Genomic DNA, 23862 nt, shown 5'->3' with positions numbered 1-23862 from the left:
GGCCGTGGCGGTCGTCGCCGTGGCTGGCCGAGGGCGCGTCATGCCGGGACGTCACCATGCGGAACCCCTGATCGGCGCAGGTCGGCCAACCCTTCTAAGGTGTCCGCAGGGCGGCGTGGCCCGATGCGAGGTTCCTCACGTTACTACTGGGTAACCTTGCGCGTAGGCTGCACTGCATGACCGAGCGGAGCGAGGTCATCGGCCGGTCAGGGAGTCGCGGTGGTCAGCCGGCCACGTGACGCCCCGACACCGGTCGCCGAACCGCTCGCCAGGCAGTAGACCGGGGAGGCCAACGCTATGGGCAGCGTCCAGCTCGTCACGACGATCCTCGCCGCCGCCATCACCGCACTGGCGGTGTGGCTGGCCGTCCAGGCGGTGTTGCGGATCGTGGCTGTCGTCCGGCTCGGGCAGCCGGATCCCACGCGGCTCGGCGACCCGCTCACCCGGACCAGGACGATGCTGGCCGAGACGGTCGGGCACACCCGCATGCTGCGCTGGAGCGTGGTGGGGGCGGCGCACTGGTTCGTCATGGTCGCCTTCGTCGTGCTGTCGCTGTTGGTCCTCGAGGCGTACTTCGAGGTGGTCTCGCCCACCGGCGGCCTGCCGTTGATCGGCGGTTGGGCGGCGTACGGTCTGGTCACCGAGCTGATCGCCATCCTCGGTGTGGTCGGCATCGTGGTGCTGATCGCGATCCGGATCCGCAACCGCCCCAGCCGGCCGGGCAACCGTTCCCGGTTCACCGGCTCGACCATGTGGCAGGGCTACTTCGTCGAGGCGGTGGTCCTCGCCGTTCTGGTCATGGGCTTCCTGATCCGGGGTTTCAAGGTCGCCACCGACCACTTCGAGTACCCGGTCTGGGCCACCCCGGTCAGCCACGCGGTCGGCGCGGTGCTGCCGAACTGGGAGGCCGGGGTCAGCATCGCCGCCCTCGTCAAGATCATGATTTCGATGACCTGGCTCATCGTGATCGCGCTCAACGTGACCATGGGCGTGGCCTGGCACCGCTTCCTGGCCTTCTTCAACATCTTCTTCAAGCGTGACCCGGGCCGGGCCGGCTCCGGTCTCGGCGCGCTCCGCCCCATGACGAGCAACGGCAAGCCGCTCGACTTCGAGGAGGCCGACCCCGAGTCCGACCAGTTCGGGGTGGCCCAGGTCGAGCAGTTCACCTGGAAGGGCCTGCTGGACTTCAGCACCTGCACCGAGTGCGGTCGCTGCCAGTCGCAGTGCCCGGCCTGGAACACCGGCAAGCCCCTCTCGCCGAAGCTGCTCGTGCTCAGTCTGCGCGACCACGCGTACGCCAAGGCCCCGTACCTGCTGGCCGGGGGCGGCAAGGACCTCACCGGCGAGGAGAAGGCCACCGCGGCCCAACTCGCCCACGTGGACGTGCTCGCGCTCGCCGAGGCGGAGAAGCCGTTGATCGGTGGGGCCGAGGAGGGCGGGGTCATCGACCCGGACGTGCTCTGGTCCTGCACCACCTGCGGCGCCTGCGTGGAGCAGTGCCCGGTCGACATCGAGCACGTCGACCACATCGTCGACATGCGGCGCTACCAGGTGCTGATCGAGTCGAGCTTCCCCTCCGAGGCCGGCGTGATGCTGCGCAACCTGGAGAACAAGGGCAACCCGTGGGGTGCTCCGCAGAACACCCGGGAGGACTGGACCAAGGGCCTCGACTTCGAGGTGCCCCGGGTCGGCGAGGTGGAGGACTTCGAGTACCTCTTCTGGGTCGGCTGCGCCGGGGCGTTCGAGGACCGGGCAAAGAAGACCACCCGGGCGGTCGCCACCCTGCTGCACGAGGCCGGTGTGAGCTTCGCCATCCTCGGCGAGGGAGAGACCTGCACCGGTGACCCGGCCCGCCGGATCGGCAACGAGTTCGTCTTCCAGATGCTCGCCCAGCAGAACGTGGAGACCCTGAACGAGGCGTTCGAGGGTCGGGAGAAGGCCAAGCGCAAGATCGTCGCGACCTGCCCGCACTGCTTCAACACCCTCGGCAACGAGTACGGCCAGCTCGGCGGCGAGTTCGAGGTGGTGCACCACACTCAGCTCCTGGCGCACCTGGTGTCGACCGGCAAGCTCACCCCGGTCCAGCCCGTCGACGGCGGCGTCACCTACCACGACCCCTGCTACCTGGGCCGGCACAACCGGGTCTTCGCCCCGCCGCGTGAGGTGCTCGGCTCCTCCGTGCAGGAGGCCGTCACCGAGATGCCCCGCAACAGCGAGCGCTCCTTCTGCTGCGGTGCCGGCGGCGCCCGGATGTGGATGGAGGAGAAGATCGGCAAGCGGATCAACGTGGACCGGGTCGAGGAGGCGATGGCCACCGGCGCGAAGACCATCGCGGTCGGCTGTCCGTTTTGCTCGACGATGCTCAGCGACGGGGTCAACGGCAAGGGGGCCGGCGAGCAGGTCGAGGTCGTCGACGTCGCCAGCGTGCTGCTCCGCTCGGTCAAGCCGTCGTAGCACCGCGCCGCGACCGTCGGCAGACCGCGACCGTCGGCAGTGCCGAACCGCCAGCAGACCGGACGGTCGCCGGCTGAGCCGGCCTGCCGGGCCTCAGGAGGCCGTGGTGGTGGAGATGACCGCGGCGGTCGCGGTGGCCGCGATGAGGGCGGCCTGGGTCTCCTCGACGGCCCGGCGGGTCGCGGCGGAGGCCCAGCTGCCCTCGCCGATCTCCTTCAACCGCCGCTTGACCTGGTCCTTCGGCAGGTCCCGGAAGAGCTTCCGGTCCAGGCCCACCGCCCGGGTGAGACTGACCAGCGCGGCGGTCCGCGCCGGTACCGGCCCGTCGGTCGCCACCGCGAGGTGCATCCGCTGCCGGGCCGAGGCCTCGGCCGCCGGCTCCACTCCGGTCGTGGACGGGAACCGGGTACGCGGGAAGAGCCCCAGCACCCGGCCCGCCTCGCGGCGCAGCACCCCGGCCTCGACCAGCTCGTCGAGGACCGGTCCGCGCAGGTCGCCGCTGAGCCGGGTGATCCAGTCCTTCGGCCGCCGCCGTTTCGCCTCGGCACCGATGCGGGTGAGTGCGGCGTCCAGCGTCGGCTGCCCGAGCGGGCTCGGGTCGACCACCACCACCCGGTCGTCGGCCACCTCGATCCGGCCGGCGAGAGTCAGGTCCAGCAGTACCGCCCCGGCGAGGCCGTAGCCGAGATTCGGGGTCCCGACGCGGTCCACCCCCTCGTCGTCGTACGCCAGCAGGGCCAGTTCGTGTGCCAGGGTCAGATCGGCCATGGCTCGACGGTAACGGGAAGCCGCGATCCGGGCAGTGTGCGTACTCGTCCGGTAGCACTCGGTCATGGGAGAATCTGGCCGAGGTGAGACGGTCATCGACGGTCTGGTGCTGGCCACGCTGCTACCCCTGCTCGGCTTCCTGCTGCTGACCGGGGGCAACGCGTTCTTCGTCGCGGCCGAGTTCTCCCTGGTCACGGTGGATCGCGTGGAGATCGACCGCCGGGCGGACGCCGGCGACGGTCGGGCCGGGACGGTCCGACGGGCACTCCGGGAACTCTCCTTCCAGCTCTCCGGGGCGCAGCTCGGCATCACCATCACCGCGCTGCTCACCGGGTACCTCGCCGAACCGGCGCTCGCCCGGCTCGTCGCGCCGCTGCTACGTCCACTCGCGGGGGACGCCACCGACCGGTTCACCCCGCTGCTCGCCCTGGCGCTGGCGACCCTCGTCTCCATGCTCGTCGGCGAGCTGATTCCGAAGAACGTCGCGCTGGCCCGGCCGATGCCCGCCGCGCTCGCCACGGCGGCCGGAATGCGGGCCTTCTCCCGGTCGCTGGGCTGGCTCGTCCGGGGGCTGAACGGTTCGGCCAACTGGTTGGTCCGCCGGTTGGGCGTGGAGCCGCAGGAGGAGCTGGCCAGCGCCCGCAGCCCGGACGAACTCGGGCTGCTCGCGGCCATCTCGGCGCGGGCGGGGGCGCTGCCGTCGGAGACGGCGACGCTGATGCGGCGCACCATCCGCTTCGCGGACAAGCGGGCCGCCGAGGCGATGACGCCCCGGGTCGACGTGGTCGCGCTGCGGGCCACGGCCACCGTGGCCGAGCTGCTCGCGTTGGCCCAGCGGACCGGGCGTACCCGGTTCCCGGTCTACGAGGAGACCCTGGATCTGGTGACCGGGGTGGCCGCCGTGCCGGACGCCCTCGGCGTCCCCCTGATCCGCCGCGCGGTGACCGAGGTCGGGCAGATCGCCCGTGACCCGGTGTACGTGCCGGAGAGCCTGGACCTCGACGGGGTGCTGGCCGCGCTGAAGGCCGCCGGGGCGGACCTGGCCATCGTGGTCGACGAGTACGGCGGCACTGACGGGGTGGTGACCGTCGAGGACCTGGTCGAGGAGCTGGTCGGCGAGATCGCCGACGAGTTCGACCCGGCCGCCACGCCGGAGGCCGGGCCGGCGGAGCCGCCCGTGCCGGGCGGAGCCCGGACCCTCGTGGTGGACGGGGTGCTCCGCGCCGACGAGCTGGCCGAGCGGACCGGCTTCCGGCTCCCCGAGGGGCCGTACGAGACGCTCGGCGGCTTCCTGATGGCCCGGCTCGGGCGCATCCCGGCGGCCGGCGAGACGGTCGCGGAGGACGGGTACGAGTTCGCCGTGATCCAGGTCGACCGGCACCGGGTCGAGCAGGTGCGCGTGCTCCGCACCGAGGCGGCCGGTAACCGTGGCTGAGCTGTTGGTCGGCGCCGTCCTGCTGCTCGGCAACGGCTTCTTCGTGGGCAGCGAGTTCGCGCTGATCGCGTCCCGCCGTACCGTGATCGAACCGCTCGCCGCCACCTCGGTGCGGGCCCGGTGGGCGCTGTCGGCGATGAACCAGATCCCGTTGATGATCGCGGGCGCCCAGCTGGGCATCACCGTCTGCTCGCTGGGGCTCGGCGCGATCGCCGAGCCCGCCCTGGCCCACCTGCTGGAGCCGGTCTTCCACGCGGTCGGTCTGCCCGCGCGGGCGGTACACCCGGTGGCCTTCGTGATCGCCCTCGGCGTGGTGGTGTTCCTGCACACCGTGGTCGGCGAGATGGTGCCGAAGAACCTCACCCTGGCCGGGCCGGAGCCGTCCGCGCTCTGGCTGGGACCGGCGATGCTGGCCTTCTGCCTCGCCACCAAGCCACTGCTGCTGGCGATGAAGTGGGCGTCCCGGCGGGTGCTGCGACTCTGGCGGATCGAGGCGGCGGACGCGGTGAAGACCGTCTTCACCGCCGAGGAACTGGCCGGTCTGGTGTCGCAGGCCCGCACCGAGGGGCTGCTCGGTTCCACTGCACACGCCCGGATCACCGGTGCGCTCGCCCTGCACACCCGTACCGCCGCCGACGCGTTGCAGCCCTGGGCCACGGTGACCACGGTGGCCGACGACGTCTCACCGGCCGCGCTGGAGGTGCTGGCCACCCGTACCGGACGGTCGCGCTTCCCGGTGGTGCAGCGCGCCACCCGTCGGGTGCTCGGTTTCGTGCACGTCAAGGACGTGCTCGGGTACGTCGGCGCGAGCCGTCGTGCGCCGGTGCCGGCCGAGGTGTACCGGCCGTTGGCCGCGGTGCCGCCGGACCGTACGCTGGCCGACCTGCTGCTCTCGATGCGCCGGGAGCGACGGCACATGGTGTTGGTCACCGACGGGCGGCGCCCGCTCGGCGTGGTGACCCTCGACGATGTCCTGACCGCCATCGTCGGCGGTTCCGGTACGGTCGGTGTCCGCGTGACGAGCGGAGCGTGATGTGCGGACCCCTCGCCTTGATATCGCCCCGTAGCTTCCCTAATGTGGGGCACCGGCCGCTGTGGATCGTCTGCCCCGCCATCCTCTCCCTCGCGGGGCGCCCGGTGGTCTGGTCGCCAAAGGAGTTCGGTGCCGGTGGCAACCCTGCCCCCTCAGCGTCACGCACCGGATCGGCTCCCCACTCGTCCGGGTGGGCTGCGCCGGTTCGTTCGCACCCTGGTCACCCTGTCCGCCGTCGCCATGGTCGGCGTCGGCCTCCTCGCCGCTCCCGCGCACGCCGCGCCCACTCCCGAGGAGATCGAGGCGCAGATCGACAAGCAGTGGGAGCAGCTGGAGCCCACGATCGAGAAGTACAACGAGGTTCGTAGCCAACTCAAGGTCAACCAGAAGAAGTCGGCCGACCTGCAGAAGAAGATCGAGCCGCTCGCACTGCAGAGCGACATGGCCATGAACCGGATCGGTGCGCTGGCCTCCCGGCACTACATGACCGGCCCGTCCCAGGAGATCGGGGCGCTGCTGGTCAGCGCCAAGCCGGGCACCCTGGCCGAGCAGATCGGCATGCTCGACCGGCTCGCCGCCCACCAGCGCAAGGAACTTCAGGGCGTGGTGGAGATCCGGACCCGGTACGAGACCGAGAAGCAGAAGCTGGACACCCTGATCACCAGCCAGGTCCAGCAGCAGAAGGATCTGGCGACCAAGAAGACCAAGATCGACGCGGAGATCAAGCGGCTCCGGGCCTCCATGCCGAAGACCGTGGTCAGCGCCCCCGGCTGCCCGCTGATCAAGGGCGTGATCAGCAGCGCCGCCAACACTGCCATCAAGACCGCCTGCGCGCAGGTCGGCGACCCCTATGTCTGGGGCGCCACCGGGCCGAACTCCTTCGACTGCTCCGGGCTGACCCAGTACGCCTACAAGGCCGCGGGTATCCACCTGACGCACTTCACCGGCGCGCAGTGGCGCGAGACCAAGACGATCAGCCGCTCCGAGGCCCGCCCCGGTGACCTGGTCTTCTTCTTCAGCGACCTGCACCACGTCGGGCTCTACCTGGGCAACGGCATCATGGTGCACGCCCCCCGGGCCGGGAAGCCGGTGCAGGTGGCCAGCATCAGCCACATGCCGGTCGCGGGCTTCCGCCGCCCCTACTGACCGATTCCGACGAAGGGGTCCCCGGCCGCCGGCCGGGGACCCCTTCGCGTTCGGGCGAACGAATGGCGCCCACAGTGGTTACTGTCGGAAATCAGCAGGTGGCACTCCCGCCAAGCGTGTTGCGGTTCGACGGGGGTCGTCTCTAGCCTCGGCACTTGCCGAGCCGGTGACAGGTCCGCCAATCGGAGGCGGCAACGGCTCGACACCGCCGAGTCGCACGACGTACGTCGCCACAGGAGAAACCTCGCCACACCAGAGCGAGCCGGGGAACCACCAGCACCATCGGGGTGAATCCGTACCCACGGTAGGGCGCTCCCTTCCCGCCCGAACCCGTCAGCTAACCCGGTAGGCGGTCAACGGAAGAAGGAGTACGGAGCCCGGTGGCACACCATGCCCCGCGGCCACCGTCCGTCCGGTCGGCTCCGGCTGCCCGGTCGACGGCTGCGCCGCGTCCATGCTGGTCCCGCTTCAACACCGTCGTCACCGTCCTCGTCGGAGCCGCCGTCCTCGTGACGGGTGGCGCCGGCGTGGCCCACGCCGAACCCTCGGTCGCCGAGATCGAACGCCAGATCGACCGGGAGTGGAACGCCCTCGAACCGGTCATCGAACAGCACAACGCCACCCGCCAGGCCCTCGCCGTCAAACGGCGGCAGGCGCAGGCGCTCGCCGACCGGATCGAGCCGCTGAGCCGCCAGGTCGACCAGGCGATGAGCAAGGTCGGCGGGCTCGCGGTACGGGCGTACAAGGGTGAGAACGCCTCCGCCCTCAACGCCATGCTCGCCAACCCGTCCCCGGCCACCGTCGTCCACCAACTCGAACTGCTCGACCAGTTCGCCCGTCGGCAGCAGGCCGACATCCGGCACGTGGTCGAGCTGCGGAACCAGCTCAGCGCCCGCAAGGACCCGCTGGACCGGCTCATCGCCCAGCTCAGCCAGACCGATCGCCAGCTGGACGCGAAACGACGGCAGATCGACGCCGCCATCACCCGGCTCCAGAAGGTGCGCCTGAAGGCGTACGACAACGGCGCCGGCACCAGCCTGCGCCCCGCTGCCTGCCCGACCGCCTACCCGGGCGGTGCCGCCGGACGCGCCGTCACCTTCGCCTGCGCCCAGATCGGCAAGCCCTACGTCTGGGGAGCCGAGGGACCCGACGCGTACGACTGCTCCGGGCTCACGCTCGCCGCCTGGGCGCGCGCCGGGGTCGCCCTGCCGCACAACGCCGCCCAGCAGCGGCGGGCGACCGCTCCGGTGGGCCGGCGCGAGCTACGCCCCGGCGATCTCGTCTTCTACTACTCCGACCTGCACCACGTCGGCATGTACGTCGGCGACGGCTGGCTGGTGCACGCCTCCCGGGCCGGCGCACCGGTCAAGATGAAACGGGTCGACGACGGTCCCGTGCACAGCTACGGCCGCCCCGGCTGAGGTGGTGACAGGGGTCCCCTGTTGCCGCTCTCCCGGGCAGCAGGGGACCCGGGCGCGCGCGACCGCAGGCCGGGGGTGCCGGTCAGCGGGTGGGCCAGGTGCGCCAGTTCCGCCAGGCCCGGCTCGGGGTGGGGCCGCGCTGCCCCTGGTAGCGGGAGCCGTAGACGGCGGAGCCGTACGGGTGCTCGGCCGGCGAGGAGAGCCGGAAGATGCAGAGCTGACCGATCTTCATGCCGGGCCAGAGCGTGATCGGCAGGTTGGCCACGTTGGAGAGTTCCAGCGTCACGTGACCGGAGAACCCCGGGTCGATGAAGCCGGCGGTCGAGTGGGTGAGCAGCCCGAGCCGGCCCAGGCTCGACTTGCCCTCCAGCCGACCCGCGAGCTGGTCACCCAGCGAGATCACCTCCAGCGTGGAGGCGAGCACGAACTCGCCGGGATGCAGCACGAAGGGCTCCCCCTCGGGCACCTCCACCAGCGAGGTGAGGTCGTCCTGCTGCAACGACGGGTCGATGTGGGTGTAGAGGTGGTTGTTGAAGACCCGGAAGAGCCGGTCCAGGCGTACGTCGATGCTGGAGGGCTGTACCAGACTCGCGTCGAACGGTTCCAGCGCCAGCGTGCCAGCCTTGATCTCGCTGACGAGGTCCCGGTCGGAGAGCAGCATCGCACCACCCTATCCAGTGCCGAGGTTGCCACGATCCTGCGGGTGACCAGCGCGTCGGAGTGCTTTTTCGTACGCGTGTTCGATAGAATGCCGGTATGGCTTCCTGGTCCGAGTTCGCCTCCGACGAGCCCCGCCTCGCCGACGCGATCCGCCTCCTCATGCAGCAGTACGGCCCGGGCTTCGGCTACCTGGCCACGGTCCGGTCAGACGGTGGCCCCCGGGTCCACCCGGTCTCCCCGGTCATCACCGACGAGGGGCTCTTCTGCTTCGTCATCGACTCGCCCAAGCGACGTGACCTGGAACGCGACGGGCGGTACGCGCTGCACTCGTTCCCGCCGGAGGAGAGCGACGACGAGGCGTACGTGGCCGGGCACGCGCGTCCGGTCACCGACCAGGCACGGGTGGCCCGGCTGGCGGAGTGCTTCCGGGCCGAGCCCCGGGCGGACTGGCGGTTGTTCGAGTTCACCGTCGACGTGGCGATGCTCGCCCGGCGCGATCACGTCGGGCCGGAGGTTCTCGGCGCCGGGCCGGGCGGCGACCCGGCGGTGCAGGTCTGGCTGGATCCCCGGGCGAGTGACCCGGCGGCCGGCCAGCCGTCCGTACCAGGGCCACGGGCCGGGCGGCGACGGGCCGCGCACCGGGCCGCGGCCTGAACCCCGACACGCCGATGCCGGCTCCGCGGGGCGGAGCCGGCATCGGAACGTTACGTCGGGTACGTCAGGCGGCGCGATAGGCGTTCCACGCGGTCAGCATCCGGCTGGCCTGCCCGGTGGTGAACTGGTACATGCACGAGTCGTACGTGTAGTCCATGAAGTTGGTGATCGGGTCCAGGCCGGCGGTGGCGCAGGTGTCCCGGCCGGTCGGGCACTCGAACGCCGGCTCGGCCTCCGCCGGGGTGTCCGAGACGCTGTCGCCGGAGCCGGAGCAGCCGCCCTGGAAGGTGTGGTACAGGTTCAGCCAGTGGCCGACCTCGTGCGTGCCGGTGTCGCCCAGGTTGTAGCTGGTCGCGGTGCCGCCCGGCAGCGACTCGCCGAGCACGACGACGCCGTCCATGCTGCTGAGCCGGCGGGTCGGGAAGGTCGCCCAGCCGAGCAGGTCGTCGCTCAGCTCGCCGAGGTAGAAGTTCAGGGTGCCCTTACCGCCCTCGCGCAGCGAGGTCTTCATCGAGCGCTCGGCCGAGGAACCCTGCACGATCGGGTACCACGCCGGGTTGATGACCCGGTTGATCTCCTGCAACTGGAAGGCGAACGCGGTGCCCGTGCCGCCGGTCGCGCCGCTGAAGGACTGGTTCAGCACGTTGATCTGCGAGTTGATCATCGAGTCCGGGATGTTGCCCCCGGCCCGGGTGCTGTCCCGCTGGATCACGTGCACCACGACCGGGATCGTGATCGAGGCCATCGCCGTCGGCGCCTGCTGGAGGTCGGTCCGCTTGGCCCGTGCGGCCAGCACGGAGGCGAGGTCCGCCTCGCGCTCACGGACCTGCTGCGGGGTCAGCTCGTTCGGCTCGTGCTTGGCGACACCACCGACCTTGACCTTCGAGTGGGCGTGGGTGTCGGCTGGCGCGACGCAGGCCTCATCCGCGTGGTCGGCGTGCGCTGCCGCCGGAGCGACACCGATCGCCCCCGTGCTGAGCAGCAGGGCGAGGGTCGTGGTCGCGACACCGGCCACACGCCGGGTCAGCAGGTTGGGACGACGTCCCATGTGTCCACCTCTTTCTGCCGGCGTGACGGGAGGTGCGTCACACCGCGGCTGAGAACGTTGGGCAGAGGTTACAGCCCATAGACACATTTGAGAATGGGCATGCGTTACCGCGCGGTAACTTCTCGTCATCTCCGGTCGTCGAAGCTCCCCTCGGCGCCCCGCCGGGCACCCGTCCCGGCGGGTCGAGGCCCGGCGCGGCTCTCCTCGGCTCTCCCCGGCGGCGCGGGCAGACCAAGACGGGGTACCTTGGTGCGGACGGTCAGCCGCTCAGGTACAGTGGTGCCGCCTGCGGGTGTAGTTCAATGGCAGAACATCAGCTTCCCAAGCTGACAGTGCGGGTTCGATTCCCGTCACCCGCTCCACCACGAAGGCCCTGGTCGGGACGCAAGTCCAGCCAGGGCCTTCGATGTTCCTCGGGCCGTGAGCATCCGGCGGGCCATCCACGGGCCACGGGCACGCTTCCTGCCCGCCTTCTTGCCCTTGGCCTCCAGCCTGTCCGAGGTGCCGGCCGCCGCCTTCTCTTGGCCTTCGGACACCGAGCGGGCGCCGCAGTCCTTGGCACCTAACGGGGGGATGGGGGCAGACTGGCGGCCACCGCCTCGCGAACCGCGCGCTCGTACTGGTCTCGACGGAACACGAACGGACCGAAGTCCCCATAGTCGCGCTGGGGGCGGTGGGGCTGTGAGAAGTTGCGCCACATCACCGAGTCCTCGGTAGTAGTCACCTGGGCTTCCAGAGGCCAGCAGCCGACCTCGCCGCAGTCGCAACCGAGTAGGGCGATCACGCCTTGCCTGGACCGGTAGGCGGAGTCCGATCGTCCGGTGAGGTAGGCAGCCAGGTCACCGGAATTGAAGTGATCGAGAACGATCCCGGCATACGCGCCGGGCACATCGTGGCCAGCGGCGTGCTCGAAGCCCGAAACCAGGTCCACCAAGCTCACGGTGTCGACGTACGGCAATAACTCGCGCGCCGGGTCGGGACCCTGGCCCCACGGACGGATCTCAAAGTGAACCTTGCGAATCAGCGGCTGAGTTGGCACAAGGTCCAAGTCTGCCGCAGGGTCGCCGTGTGGCCGTACCGCCCGCATCCAGTCCGCATGAGGCCGGCGGACAGCAGGCGAGTGGCGTGAGACGAACTCCCCTCGCCGCCGATGCAGCAGCCCTCGGCCGCCTGATCACGCAGGATCACGGCCTCGCCGAGGTTTCGTACATCGACGCCGCCTACGCTGTCGCGGTGAATGCGGGCATGGTGTGGCGGTTGTACCACCAGGGCGAGCTGGTAGGCGAGATCGACGAGCAGAGTCACGACTTCCCGTGGACGTACGGCCGGTTCCGCCCGCTGCCGGGGTTCGAGCCGCTGCGTCCGCTCTTCGTCGCGTGGAACGTCGCCGTCGACGCGGAGGACGACGAGGCCATGGAACGGGCCTACGAGGCCGTACGGGCGGCCGTCACGTTGACCCACCCGGACGGCCATCAGGTTGCCGAGTTCCTGCTGAGCATTGAGGACGACGAGGTCGGCTTCCGCTGGCACGACGAGCCGGTGGGGTCCGGCTGAGGCACTGGCCGAGGCCGCCGAGCGCCTCGTCGCCGTCCCGCCACTGTCGCTTCGAATAACAGGGGCCCCGCCGAACGGCGGGGCCCCTGTCGCGGATGTGGCGTGGCGTTACTTCTTCAGCCGCTCCTTGGCCGCCTTGACAGCGGCCTCCAGCTCAGCCCGGGTACGCGGACCGTCGACCGGCGCTGCGGCCCCGGTCGCCCGCTGGCCGGACGTCGCCGTCGTACCGGCGGTGCCGCGGTAGACGTCGGTGGTGTTGGACTGCGAGGTGTAGCCGGCGGGACCGCTGATGACGGTGCCGAGGCCCTGCGCCTGGATCGTGTTGACCACCGGCGCCGAGCCGAAGACCAGACCGGTGTGCACCGAGCCGCTCGTCTCGTCCCCGAGGTACCACGGCTCGAAGCCGAAGTAGTCGGCGGTGCCCAGGGTGAGGATCAGCGGACCGTCGAGCGAGGCCATGAGCGCCCCGCCGGCCAGGGCGTCCGGCCAGTTCATGCCGGTGGCGAGCCCGATGTGGTTCTGACCGCCGAAGAACGCCCACGCGGTCAGCAGGGCGGTCTCGAAGCGGCTGTCGCCGTAGAGCGGCACGGAGCCGTACGGCTTGGTCGCGGTCGCGCCCTGGAGGCCCACGCCGACCACCACCGACGACCCCGGCAGGGCGTCGAGGTAGCTCTTGGTGGCTACCGGCAGGAGGTTGTCGTTGGTCAGCACGACCACCGCCGACGTCCCCTTGCCGGGCAGGTTCTGCGCTCCGGCGGCGGCACCGGCGGACAGCGCGTCCGGGAAGTTCATCCCGGTGGCCACCAGCACGGTGTCGGGCGTCGGGTCGATGGCGTTGGCGATCGCCACCGACGTCGAGAAGCGGTCGGTGCCGGCGAGCCGGACGGTGCTGAAACCGAGCGCCTTGACCTGCCGCTCCACCTCCGCCGAGATCGCGCCGGCCGCGCTGCCCAGAAGGTAGACGGTCTTGCCGGGGGCGAGGATGCGCGTGATCTCGTCGGCGGCGAGCGGGTCGAGGCTGGTCCGCGGGGTCATCAGCAGCGGACCCTGCTTGGCGGCGGCCAGCGCCGAGCCGCCGAGCGCGTCGGCGAAGGTGTCCGATCGGGACAGCACCACGGAGTCGGCCTTGGCCCGCTTGTCGCCGGCCACACCGACGGTGGCCCAGTGCGAGCGGGCGATGGCGGCGGCGGTGCTGTACCGGTCGGTGCCGGCGAGCCGGACCACCCGGTCCTGCCTGCGCGGCTGCACGTCCGGTTCGCCGGTGAGGCCGCTGACGAGCGCCGGGTTGGGCTGGCTGCCGTTGGCCGGCGCGGTGGCGACCCCGGTGCCCTTACGGAAGGCCAGGGTGGTGCCGTTCGGGTACCAGACCGGGTCGCCGTGGGTGGCGGGGTTGTCGGTGACCTGGACGAGGTTGCCGCCCGAGGTGTTGGAAACCCAGATCTGACCACCCCGGACGAACGCCACCTTCGTGCCGTCCGGCGAGAGCGTCGGGCTGGCGGCGTTCGAGACGATCAGCGTGTACGTGCCGCCGTCCAGGAAGCCGATCTCCGGCGTACCGGTCGGGTTGCCGCTGCCGTCGTTGGCCTGCCGCTGCACCACGATCCGCTGGCTGCCGTTGGTGTCGGGTTGGCTGTAGTGGTGGCCGTCGTTCGGCGAGCGCCGGACCACGTCCCAGCCGTACGTGCTGACGGTTTCCTCGAGACGCCAGGGCTCGCCGGCCGGCTTGGCGGCCCACACCACCGTGGACCCGTCGCCGACCCATTCCGGATCGGCCCGCTGTACGCCCGGGTCGGGGTCGGCGATGGGGTAGACGCTCTCGCCGTCGTCCCCACGGATGGTGGCGATGTCGCCGGAATCGGCGACGAAGACCGCCCGGCTGGCGTCCGGCGACCAGGCGGCGTCCGAGATCGTGTACTCGTCGGTGCCGACCAGGCGGCCGTTGGTGGTGGTGATGTAGTGCGTGCCGTTGCTGGCGGTGAGCAGATGGCCGGGGGCCGCGTGCGTGGCGTGGGCCGTGCCGGCGCCGCCGAAGAGGGTGGTCGCGCCGATGGCGAGCACGGTCGCGCTGACCGTGGAACGACGCAGAAGACTGGTTCGGGGCAAGAAGGCTCCTCGAATGGGGTGTGCCGCGCGGCGGCGATGCCGCTCAGGGACGACGGGCCCACTGTAGAGGTGCCCTGCGACAGATGGTTGGCCCGGCCGGGCTCGGACGGGCCGCCTCCGCCGACCCCGGCCCGGTTCGGACCGGGACGCGGATCGGGGCCCGGCGGAAGATACGGCCGGCACCGAACGGACGTCGGGCCCGGTCAACCGTTCGGCCAGACCGTGTCACCGGTGGTGCTCCGGGGCAGCGCGAAGGCAGGAAGATCCTTAAGGTTCTGCACAGATGCGCCGCCCCGTGCCGGATCAGCCGGCGAGCGGGTGAACCCACCACGGCGCACTTCTTCAGCGGGGAGTTCCCTTGCCAGCATTCTTTCGCAGGTCCGTCGCGCTCGCGTCGGTCCTCGCGGTGGGCCCCGGTGCCCTGGCGATCGGCGGGACAGGTGCCGCCGCCAGCCTGCCGGGCAGCAACAACGTCCTGACCACCAGCAATGGTGGTACCTCGATCACCGTCTTCAACCCGGCGGGCGTGGTGCGCAACCCGGTCCCGGAGGCGATGAAGGAGGTGAGCTGGTCGCCGGACGGCAGCATGGCGTCGTACGTCGACCCGGAGAACGGCATCAGCATGGTCCGCTGGAACGGGGCCAGCGCGTGGTACCAGGTTCCGCCCGCGCCCGGCGTGGTCCGGAGCAGCCCCGTCTGGCGGGGCACCGGCGGCAGCGTCGTCTGGGCCGAGAAGCAGAGCGGCTCCCGGTGGCGGATCCGGCACACCACCAGCACCTCCGGCGTCGACTTCGGCGCGCAGCTCTCTCCGGAGGACGGGAAGCACTACCTGAACCCGGACACCGGACCCGACCTGCGGGTGGTGTTCCAGCGGCAGGACGACACCAACGGTCAGCCCGGCGGGGTGTCGTCGGTGGTCCTCTACGACCCGTCGAAGCCGCAGGCCGAGCGGGTCACGGTCGTCGACGGCAACGGCTCGAACCCGGCGTTCTCGCCGGACGGCACGAAGGTGGCGTTCGTCCGCAGTGGCCAGATCGTCGTCTCCGACCTGGCCGGCGAGAACGAGGTCGCGGTGACCGCCAACGCTGCCGCGCACGACCACCCCACCTGGTCACCGGACGGGAAGACGATCGCCTTCCGGCAGGGCACCGGGGTGGCGCAGGCGGCGGCCGACGGGTCGCAGGCCGCCCAGCCCGCCTGGGTCGCCACCAGCGGTTCCGGGATTCCGGCGTACCGGCCGCAGCGGAAGGACCGGGCGGCGCGGCTCGCCGGCACCAGCCGGTTCACCACGGCCGTCCGGGTGTCCCAGTCGCACTGGAAGACCGCTACCGACGCGGCGGACCAGCGGGAGCAGGCCGGTGCGGTGGTGCTGTCCCGGTCGGACACCTTCGCCGACGCGCTGAGCGGTTCGGCGCTGGCCGCGGCGAAGCGGGGGCCGTTGCTGATGACGCCGCCGACCAGCCTGGACGCGGACACCCGTTCGGAGATCGAGCGGGTGCTCGTCCCCGGTGGCACGGTGTACCTGCTCGGTAGCCCCGGCGCCATCTCGACCGGCGTGGAGAACGCCGTCCGCGCGCTCGGCTTCACCGTCAAGCGGGTGGCGGGCCAGGACCGGTTCAGCACCTCGGTGGCGATCGCCAAGGAGATCGACCCGACGCCGGACCTGGTGCTGCTGTCGACCGGCATGAACTTCCCGGACGCGCTCGCGGCCGGGGCCGCGGCCGGCTCCTACAACACGCCGGGCTCCACCACCTCCGCCGTGGTGCTGCTCACCAACGAGGCGGTGCTGCCGGCATCCACCAAGGCGTTCCTGGACACCCTCCCGGCGGGCGACCGCACCATCTTCGGCATCGGCCGGTTCGCGGCCCAGGCGGCGACCAGGTACGACGGGGACGCCGTACCGGTCTGGGGCGAGAACCGGTACGAGACGGCCGCGGTGACCGGCTGGACGTTCTTCGGCGGCCAGCACCACGCCGGGATCGCCACCGGCGTCAACTGGCCGGACGCGCTCTCCGGCGGGGCGCTGATGGGTGTGCTCAACGGTCCGCTGCTGCTGACCCCGGGCACCGCCCCGGACCTGGGACTGGACGCGGAGATCCTGCTGGACCACTCCAGCGGCTCGATCCGTACCGCGCTGGTCTTCGGATCCGCGCCGGTGGTCAGTGACCGGCAGCTCCAGCAGGCCGGCCACTGGATCAGCGGCCCGCTCGGCGCGTCTGTCGTGGTCAACCCGACCGACGTGGGCCTGGGCTCCCGTACCGGAGCGGACTCCCGCGCGGCGGCTCCCGCCGGGCAGCGGTTCGTGCGTACGCCGGAGGAGGCCGCGGCTGCGGCCCGCTCGGTCCCCGAGCGGCTGGGCGCTGCCCGCTGACCGATCGGTGGTGACGACAGGGGCCCGGTCCGGATGGACCGGGCCCCTGTCGTTCCGGGCGTCGATGCTGGTCAACTGCCGAAAATGGGGGCGGCGGATCGGCGCTCGGCGCTCTATCGTGATCTTCGCTGCGACCTGACCGGATCGGCCGGTCCCGTGGTCGCGGCGCTCTCGGGGGTTCTCGCGTGTCCTTCTCCAGTTCTCCTTTCATCCGTAGCCCGCTGGCGATGGTCTCGGCCCTCACCCTCGGCGCGGGGGTACTCGTCGGCGCCGGGCCCGCCGTGGCCAGCCTGCCCGGCCTCGGCAACGTCCTGACCACCAGCAACGGCGGGACGTCGATCCGGTTCCACTTCGACCCCGACCGGACCGCCGTCAATCCGCACGACGAGCCGGTGCGCCACGTCTCCTGGTCGCCGGACGGCAGCGTCGCGGCCTACGTGGACCCGAGGGGCGGCATCGCCACCTTCCGCCTCACCGGCGAGGGGGTCTTCCCCCGGTTCCTGCCCGAAGGGAACGCCCTCCGGGAGAGCCCGACCTGGCAGGGGGACGGAGCCAGCCTGTACTGGGCGCAGAAGCCGGTCGGTGAGCCCTGGCAGATCCGTACCGCGCCCAGCACGGCGTTCGACGGCGACCGGCAGGTCAGCCCGGACGACGACCGGCACTACCGCAACCCGGACGCCGGCCCGGATCACCGGGTGGTGTTCCAGCGCCAGGCGGACGACGGCACGGGCCAACCGACCGGACCGGCCAGCGTGGTGCTCTACGACCCGGCGAAGCCGGCAGCGGAACGGGTCACCGTGGTCGACGAGAACGGCAGCAATCCGGCGTTCTCGCCGGACGGCACGAGGGTGGCGTTCGTCCGGGCGGGTCAGATCGTCGTGGCCGACCTCGCCGGGGCCAACGAGGTCGCGGTGACCCGGACCGGTGCCGTGTACGACAACCCGGTGTGGTCCCCGGACGGCCGGACCATCGCCGTCAACCAGGGCACCGCCGTGGTCACCGCCGCCGCCGACGGCTCCCAGGCAACGGCCCCGGTCCGGGTGGCCAACTCCAACGGGGTGCCGGCGTACCAGCCGCGTCGTCGGGACCGGGTGGTCCGACTCACCGGGCAGACCCGGTACACCACCGGCGTCGCGGTCTCCCGGTCCCACTGGCGTACCGCCGCGGACGGGTCGGATCGGCGGGAACGGGCGGGCGCGGTGGTGCTGTCGCGGTCGGACACGTTCGCGGACGCGTTGAGCGGTTCGGCATTGGCGGCGGCGAAGCGGGGTCCGCTGCTGATGACGCCGCCGACGAGCCTGGACGCGGACACCCGGGCGGAGCTGCTGCGGGTGCTGTCGCCGGGCGGAACGGTGTACCTGCTGGGCAGCCCGGGTGCGATCGCCACGGAGGTGGAGGACGCGGTCCGGGCGCTCGGGTTCACCGTCCGGCGGGTGGCCGGGGCCGACCGCTTCGGCACCTCGGTCGCCATCGCGAAGGAGATCGACCCGACGCCCGACACGGTCCTCCTAGCGACCGGGATGGACTTCCCGGACGCGCTCACCGCCGGGGCCGCCGCGGGAGCCCTCAACCGGCCGGGCGGCACCGGGTCCGCGGTGGTGCTGCTCACCAACGACCACGTCCTGCCGACGGAGACGCGTGGCTTCCTGGACACCCTGCCGGCGCGCGAGCGCACGATCCACGGTGTCGGCCGGTTCGCCGCCGAGGCCGCGACCGGGTACGACCCCGAGGCCGAGCGCCTGATCGGCCCGGACCGGTACGGCACCGCGTACCGGGTCGCCGAGGCGTTCTTCGCGGGCCCGACCCACGTGGGGCTCGCCACCGGCATGGACTGGCCGGACGCGCTCGCCGGTGGTGCGTTGGTGGGCGCGCTCGGCGGTCCGCTGATGCTCACCCCGGGCACCGCCCCGTACCTGGACGACTCGGCCGCCCAGACGTTGACCGGGGCGAGCGGCAGCATCCGTGAGGTGCTGGTCTTCGGCTCCACGGCGGTGGTCAACGAAGCGCAGCGCGCCAGCGCCGGCCGGTTCGTCAGCGGCCCCCTCGGCTTCACCTCCGTCACCAACGCGACCGACGTCCGGACGACCACGGCCGTCCGGCCGTAGCTCCGGTCGCGGCGCGAATCGATCATGGGAGTCACCAGATTGTCCCCGTCACTCATCCGTAGACCGCTGGCGCTCGTGCCGACCCTCGCGGTCGGGGCCACCGTCCTGGTCGCCGGGGCGCCGCCCGTCGGTGCCAGCCTGCCGGGCACCGGCCAGGTACTCACCATCAGCGACGGCAGCAGCTCGGTGCAGGTCGTCAACGGCACGTCCCGGACCACCCTGACCAATCCCGACGGCGAGGCGATGCGGGATCCGTCCTGGTCACCCGACGGCAGCCGGCTGGTCTACCTGGCTCCGGACGGCAGGCTCAAGTCCCTCCGGTACACCGGCGCCGACTCGGTCCGGGAGGTCAACTTCCAGACCTACCCCGACGTCGAACGGGCCAGCACGTCCTGGCTGGGCGACGGCGGTTCGGTGGTCTGGGCGGAGAAGTGGAACACCTCGTCGTTCGCGCGGTGGACCATCCAGCTCGCCGAGAGCACCTGGACCGGCGGCAGCGAGACGATCTCCGAGTACGGGAAGCACTACCGCAACCCGGACGGCGGTCCGGGCCAGCTGGTGGTCTTCCAGGCCGAGGAGGACGACGGAACCGGGCAGCCGACCGGCCAGCCGGCGGTGCTGCTCTACGACGGCAGCCGGCCGGAGTACAACCGGGTGAGCCTGGTCGACAGCCACGGCGGCAACCCCGCGATCTCGCCGGACGGCCGGCGGGTGGCGTTCGTCCGGAACGGCCAGATCGTCACCTCCGACCTGACCGGCGGCGACGAGGTGGTGGTCACCAGCAACCCGGCGGTCCACGACCATCCCACCTGGTCGCCGGACGGAACGACGATCGCCTTCAGCCAGGGGACGACGGTGGCCGTCGCACCGGCCGACGGCTCCGGTGCCGCCACGCCGACGGTGGTCTCCACCCGGGGTGGCGTGCCGGCGTACCAGCCCCGCCGCCGCGACCGGGTGGCGCGGCTCTCCGGCGCGGGCCGGTTCGACACGGCGGTCCAGGTGTCCCGGTCGCACTGGCGGACCGCCGGCGATCCGGCCGACCGGCGTGTGCAGGCCGGCGCGGTGGTGCTGTCCCGGTCGGACATGTTCGCCGACGCGCTCGGCGGCTCGGCCCTGGCCGCGGCGAAGCGCGGTCCGCTGCTGCTGACCACGCCGACCGGCCTGGAGGCGACCACCGGTACCGAACTCCGCCGGGTGTTGCCCGCCGGTGGCACGGTCTACCTGCTGGGCAGCCCCGGCGCGCTCTCCGCCGAGGTGGAGACGGCGGTACGTGAACTCGGCTACCAGCCGAAGCGGCTCGCCGGTACGGACCGGTTCAGCACCGCCGTGGCGATCGCCAAGGAGATCGACCCGGATCCGTCGAGTGTCTTCCTCGCCACCGGCATGGACTTCCCGGACGCGCTGGCGGCCGGTACGACCGCCGGGGCCGACCTCATCCCGGGCGTTCCCCGGGGCGTCGTGGTGCTCACCAACGGCACCGCCCTGCCGACGGCGAGCCGGGAGTACCTCGACTCGCTGCCCCGGAAGCCGCTGATCTGGGGCGTGGGCCGCGCGGCCGGCGCCGCCGCGCTCTCCTACGACGCCGACGCGTTCGACCTGGTCGGAGTGGACCGCTACGACACGGCGGACTACGTCGCCATGATCTTCTTCGCCGGCCACCGGTACGCGGGGGTCGCCACCGGTGCCGACTGGCCGGACGCACTGGCCGGTGGGGCCCTGATGGGCGCACTGAACGGGCCGCTGCTGCTCACCCTCGGCACGGCCGCCGACCTCAACCCGTACACCCGGGACCGGATCGACGAGACGAGCGGTGCGGTGCACACCGGGCTGGTCTTCGGTTCGCCGGCGGTGGTGAGCGACCGGCAGCTCGCCCAGGTGGGCAGCGCGCTCGGCGGCCCGCTCGGCGCCACCGCCGTGACCAACCCGACCGACGTGGCGGTGCCCGCCCCCGGTACGCCCACGGCGGCCAGGGCGGCGACGGTGCGCGCCGGCCAGGAGGCGGTCCGCGAGGCGGTGGAGGCCGAACTGCGGCGGGCGCGACAGGGGCGCTGACCGCAGGAGCGACCCGCGCGGGGCCCGGCCGAGTCGGCCGGGCCCCGCGTCGTACTTTCGGAGGTGCCGGGCGGCGGATCGGTCGGAACTCCCGGGCCGTAGGGTGTGATCATGCGCATCGGCATCGTCATCCTCCCGGACCAGCGTTGGTCCGAGGCGCAGCGGCGCTGGCGGCAGGCCGAGGAGTGGGGTTTCGACCACGCCTGGACCTACGACCACCTGGGCTGGCGCGACCTGGTGGACGGTCCCTGGTTCGATTCGATGTCGACGCTGACCGCCGCCGCGTTGGTGACCTCCCGGATCCGGCTCGGCACCCTGGTCGCCTCGCCCAACTTCCGGCACCCGGCGGCCTTCGCCCGACAGGTGACCACCCTCGACGACATCTCCGGTGGCCGGCTGCTGCTCGGCATCGGTGCGGGTGGCATCGGCTTCGACGCCACCGTGCTGGGCGGGGACACCCTGCCCCCGCGCCGCCGGGTGGACCGGTTCGGCGAGTTCACCGAACTGCTCGACCTGGTGCTCCGGCAGGACGGCGTGACCTGGCGCGGCGAGTGGTTCTCCGCGGTCGACGCCCGGAACAACCCCGGCTGCGTCCAGATGCCGAGGGTGCCGTTCGTGGTCGCCGCCAACGGCCCCCGCTCGATGCGGCTGGTCGCCCGCTTCGGGCAGGGCTGGGTGACCACCGGCACCGGCGGTGACGATCTGGAGAGCTGGTGGGAGTCGGTGGCGGCGCTCGCCGCCCGGTTGGACGCGACCCTCGACGAGGCCGGACGCGATCCCGCCACCCTGGACCGCTACCTGTCGTTGGACGCCGCCCCGGTCTTCTCACTGACCAGCGCGGATTTCTTCGCCGACGCGGTCGAGCGGGCCGCCCGGCTCGGGTTCACCGACGTGGTGACCCACTGGCCCCGGCTGAGCAGTTGGTACGCCGGGGACGAGAACGTGCTCGCCGAGGTCGCGCAGATCCTGCCCGAGCTGCGCCGCAGCTGAGTCGTCGGCCGCGCGGTCGTCAGCCGGTTCCGCCGGTGGGGGCGCCACCCGGCTCGGCACCGGTGGGGGTGTCACCCGCCCCGGCCGACACGAGGCGGAGGCGGACGCAGACGACGGGCGTGTCGTCGGTGACCGTGCTCCCCTCGCCGGCCCAGAAGGTGCGGTGACCGGTCCGCCAGTGCTCGAGATCCCGGTGCCCCTCTCCTTCGGAGCGGGCGAACTCCCAGGTCACGTCCGCGAAGCGGACCACGTCGACGGCGGTCACCTCGACGACACCGACCAACGCGTCGTGGTCGTCGACCAGCGCCAGCCGTTCGCCGACCTGCTCCAGGTCCTCGCCCTCCGTGGCGTACTCGCTGAGCAGCCCGGTCGTCGCGGTCTTCTCGCCGGACAGCACGAGCGAGTTCAGTCTGGCGCGCATTCGGCCGGGCGTGCCGAGAGCGAGAGTGCGCAGGTCACCGATCCGTGGCCACATTCCGCCGAGGCTACGCGACCGACGGTCCGACCACCGCCGCATTTCCGGCCGCCCGGGAGCGGCGGGACGGGGGCGGCGCGGCGGCCGGCGTGCCCGCGCACGACCGCCGGGCTGCCGGGCGGTGGGCCGCCGGGCTGCGGGGACGGGGCGGTGGGCCGAGCCCGGGGCCGGGTGGCGGCGGGGCACCCGGTCAGGGACTGAGGCGGTCGGCGTGGAGCAGGGCCCGGACGCGCAGTTCGGCGCTCACCTGCGCTGGGCAGTCGGCGACCACCACGGCGGTACCGACCGGTTCTGCGCCCCGCGCCGCGCAGAGTTGGTAGAGCGCCCGGACCTGCGCGCCGGTGGCGAGCCAGTCGTCGACGACCAGTACCCGGTCGCCCGGCCCGAGGTGCCGGTCGCGGACACCGAGGGTGACCCGGCGTCCCCGGAAGTCGGGCGTGCTCTGCGCCCAGGTGGTCGGTCCCGGCGGCTGCCGTCCGGCTTCGGGCTTCTGCGCGGGCACGAAGCCGACCCCGAGTGCGGTCGCGGCGAGCGGACCGAGAAGCAGACCGGTGACGGCGGGCGAGACGACCATCGTGGGCGCGCTGGCGCGGAACGGTGCGACCAGCGCCGGGCCGAGCCCGGCGAGCACGTACGGGTCACGCCACCAGCCCGAGACGTCGCTGACCAGATGGCTGCTCTCCGGACCGGGGTCCGCCCAACGGAACAACTCGACGAGGCGCTGGCTCAGCTCGGTGGACACCGCTTCATCCTGCCCGTCCCCCCTCGGGGCCGGCGGTGCGACCCCGCCTCGGATGATCGGTTACACGTATGCCCGCAAATCACTACATATGCCCATGATCGGGTTGACTTCCGAAGTGCTTCTCTCGTTACGGTCCGAGCCGGTTCGTAGGTAACGGGAAGGACGGGTCGATGGCCGGTAGGCATGCTCGGATTCGGATGTTCTCCTCACCGGCCGGCGTCGCGGCGTCTGTCGCCGTCGCCGTCGCGGTGGCCGTCGGCGGCACGGTCGGTGCGGTCCACCTGACCTCGGCGGAACCGGAGGTCGCCCAGCCGGGACCGGTCGCCCCGACGGCGGTCCCGCCGTTGCCGGCCAGTCCCGCTGCGTCCCCGTCGTCGGTCAGCCCCGCCCCGGCGCGCACCGGGTCGCCGAACGCCACCCCGGCTCCCGCCCGGTCGACGGCCGCCTCGCGGAGCAAGCCCCGGGTGACCTCGACACCGTCGAAGCGGGCCACCGCGAAGCCTGCCGCGCCGAAGCGGACCGCCCCGACGGTGGTCGCCAGCGGCACCTGTGGCGCGTCCTTCTACGCCGAGGGTCAGTTGACCGCGAACGGCGAGAACTTCGACCCGTCGGCGATGACCGCCGCGCACAAGACGCTGCCGTTCGACACCCGGGTACGGGTGACCAACCCCGACACCGGAGCCTCGGTGACCGTACGGATCAACGACCGGGGACCGTACATCGACGGTCGTTGCATCGACCTGTCCCGGGCGGCGTTCGGTGCGATCGCCTCGCTCGACCTCGGCCACCTCACCGTCTCCTACGAGGTGCTCGGCTGAGCCGGGTCGCGGGTCGGCTGTTCCGAGAGGTCC

General features: G+C 72.1%; 19 protein-coding genes, 1 tRNA gene and 1 riboswitch. Of the genes, 13 read left to right on the top strand and 7 right to left on the bottom strand.

The features are described from left to right. Positions 1-297 precede the first annotated feature (297 nt). A complete protein-coding gene (locus tag AB0F58_RS05210) occupies positions 298-2454 on the top strand; it encodes a (Fe-S)-binding protein (RefSeq protein ID WP_357138115.1) in 2157 nt (718 codons plus the stop codon). A 93-nt stretch (positions 2455-2547) separates the two neighbouring features. Here AB0F58_RS05210 and AB0F58_RS05205 read toward each other — a convergent pair whose 3' ends face one another. Then, positions 2548-3222, bottom strand: coding sequence for a GPP34 family phosphoprotein (locus tag AB0F58_RS05205; protein ID WP_357138112.1), 675 nt, complete (start codon positions 3220-3222; stop codon positions 2548-2550). Positions 3223-3286: 64 nt separating this feature from the next. Between AB0F58_RS05205 and AB0F58_RS05200 the strand changes: the two genes are divergently transcribed. The 4 genes from AB0F58_RS05200 (at position 3287) to AB0F58_RS05185 (ending at position 8257) form a co-directional block, all read left to right on the top strand. Continuing rightward, positions 3287-4657, top strand: a complete 1371-nt coding sequence (locus AB0F58_RS05200) for a hemolysin family protein (protein WP_357138109.1) — start codon at positions 3287-3289, stop codon at positions 4655-4657. After that, positions 4650-5690 carry a hemolysin family protein gene (locus AB0F58_RS05195; RefSeq protein WP_357138106.1) on the top strand — a complete coding sequence of 347 codons (1041 nt, stop codon included), beginning with the start codon at positions 4650-4652 and terminating at the stop codon, positions 5688-5690. Before AB0F58_RS05200 ends, AB0F58_RS05195 begins: the two co-directional genes overlap by 8 nt. 129 nt (positions 5691-5819) lie before the next feature. Further along, the gene (locus tag AB0F58_RS05190; RefSeq protein ID WP_357138104.1) at positions 5820-6836 is read left to right on the top strand and encodes an NlpC/P60 family protein; all 1017 of its coding nucleotides are present in this window, start codon (positions 5820-5822) and stop codon (positions 6834-6836) included. Positions 6837-7071: 235 nt separating this feature from the next. Then, positions 7072-7204: riboswitch (cyclic di-AMP (ydaO/yuaA leader) on the top strand. Between the two features lie 159 nt (positions 7205-7363). Beyond that, on the top strand, positions 7364-8257 hold the full coding sequence (locus AB0F58_RS05185) for an NlpC/P60 family protein (protein ID WP_357138101.1): 894 nt from the start codon (positions 7364-7366) through the stop codon (positions 8255-8257). Positions 8258-8339: 82 nt separating this feature from the next. Here the strand turns inward: AB0F58_RS05185 and dcd are convergent, their stop codons facing one another. Next, positions 8340-8918, bottom strand: coding sequence for a dCTP deaminase (dcd, locus tag AB0F58_RS05180; protein ID WP_357138098.1), 579 nt, complete (start codon positions 8916-8918; stop codon positions 8340-8342). A gap of 95 nt (positions 8919-9013) precedes the next feature. Between dcd and AB0F58_RS05175 the strand changes: the two genes are divergently transcribed. Continuing rightward, positions 9014-9571 (top strand): pyridoxamine 5'-phosphate oxidase family protein, encoded by a 558-nt coding sequence (locus AB0F58_RS05175; RefSeq protein WP_357138095.1) that lies wholly within the window; start codon positions 9014-9016, stop codon positions 9569-9571. 64 nt (positions 9572-9635) lie between these two features. On the opposite strand, the gene AB0F58_RS05170 is transcribed toward AB0F58_RS05175, so the two are convergent. Further along, positions 9636-10619 carry a zinc metalloprotease gene (locus AB0F58_RS05170; protein WP_357138093.1) on the bottom strand — a complete coding sequence of 328 codons (984 nt, stop codon included), beginning with the start codon at positions 10617-10619 and terminating at the stop codon, positions 9636-9638. Between the two features lie 288 nt (positions 10620-10907). Here AB0F58_RS05170 and AB0F58_RS05165 point away from each other — a divergent pair. Continuing rightward, a tRNA-Gly gene (locus AB0F58_RS05165) sits at positions 10908-10981 on the top strand. 200 nt (positions 10982-11181) lie between these two features. On the opposite strand, the gene AB0F58_RS05160 is transcribed toward AB0F58_RS05165, so the two are convergent. Beyond that, the gene (locus AB0F58_RS05160; protein ID WP_357138730.1) at positions 11182-11658 is read right to left on the bottom strand and encodes a hypothetical protein; all 477 of its coding nucleotides are present in this window, start codon (positions 11656-11658) and stop codon (positions 11182-11184) included. An 86-nt stretch (positions 11659-11744) separates the two neighbouring features. Between AB0F58_RS05160 and AB0F58_RS05155 the strand changes: the two genes are divergently transcribed. Further along, positions 11745-12173, top strand: a complete 429-nt coding sequence (locus AB0F58_RS05155; protein WP_357138090.1) for a hypothetical protein — start codon at positions 11745-11747, stop codon at positions 12171-12173. 108 nt (positions 12174-12281) lie between these two features. Here the strand turns inward: AB0F58_RS05155 and AB0F58_RS05150 are convergent, their stop codons facing one another. After that, on the bottom strand, positions 12282-14276 hold the full coding sequence (locus tag AB0F58_RS05150) for a cell wall-binding repeat-containing protein (RefSeq protein WP_357138088.1): 1995 nt from the start codon (positions 14274-14276) through the stop codon (positions 12282-12284). Positions 14277-14634: 358 nt separating this feature from the next. Here AB0F58_RS05150 and AB0F58_RS05145 point away from each other — a divergent pair, with 358 nt between their 5' ends. From AB0F58_RS05145 to AB0F58_RS05130, 4 genes are all read left to right on the top strand, one after another. Then, the gene (locus tag AB0F58_RS05145) at positions 14635-16647 is read left to right on the top strand and encodes a cell wall-binding repeat-containing protein (RefSeq protein WP_357138085.1); all 2013 of its coding nucleotides are present in this window, start codon (positions 14635-14637) and stop codon (positions 16645-16647) included. A 227-nt stretch (positions 16648-16874) separates the two neighbouring features. Then, a complete protein-coding gene (locus tag AB0F58_RS05140; protein WP_357138082.1) occupies positions 16875-18752 on the top strand; it encodes a cell wall-binding repeat-containing protein in 1878 nt (625 codons plus the stop codon). 75 nt (positions 18753-18827) lie between these two features. Then, on the top strand, positions 18828-20804 hold the full coding sequence (locus AB0F58_RS05135) for a cell wall-binding repeat-containing protein (protein ID WP_357138080.1): 1977 nt from the start codon (positions 18828-18830) through the stop codon (positions 20802-20804). A gap of 105 nt (positions 20805-20909) precedes the next feature. Next, positions 20910-21794: an LLM class flavin-dependent oxidoreductase gene (locus tag AB0F58_RS05130; protein ID WP_357138077.1), complete on the top strand. Its 885-nt coding sequence runs from the start codon at positions 20910-20912 to the stop codon at positions 21792-21794. Positions 21795-21813: 19 nt separating this feature from the next. Here AB0F58_RS05130 and AB0F58_RS05125 read toward each other — a convergent pair whose 3' ends face one another. Continuing rightward, complete coding sequence (locus AB0F58_RS05125) at positions 21814-22215, bottom strand: ASCH domain-containing protein (RefSeq protein ID WP_357138075.1); 402 nt, start codon at positions 22213-22215, stop codon at positions 21814-21816. Between the two features lie 244 nt (positions 22216-22459). Continuing rightward, complete coding sequence (locus AB0F58_RS05120; protein ID WP_357138072.1) at positions 22460-23011, bottom strand: phosphoribosyltransferase family protein; 552 nt, start codon at positions 23009-23011, stop codon at positions 22460-22462. 170 nt (positions 23012-23181) lie between these two features. Between AB0F58_RS05120 and AB0F58_RS05115 the strand changes: the two genes are divergently transcribed. After that, a complete protein-coding gene (locus tag AB0F58_RS05115) occupies positions 23182-23829 on the top strand; it encodes a septal ring lytic transglycosylase RlpA family protein (protein ID WP_357138069.1) in 648 nt (215 codons plus the stop codon). The last annotated feature ends 33 nt before the right edge of the window (positions 23830-23862 follow it).

Origin of the sequence: Micromonospora sp. NPDC023956 (assembly GCF_040639195.1) — a bacterium.
GTDB lineage: Bacteria > Actinomycetota > Actinomycetes > Mycobacteriales > Micromonosporaceae > Micromonospora.
This window is presented reverse-complemented; position numbering and strand designations above follow the sequence as displayed.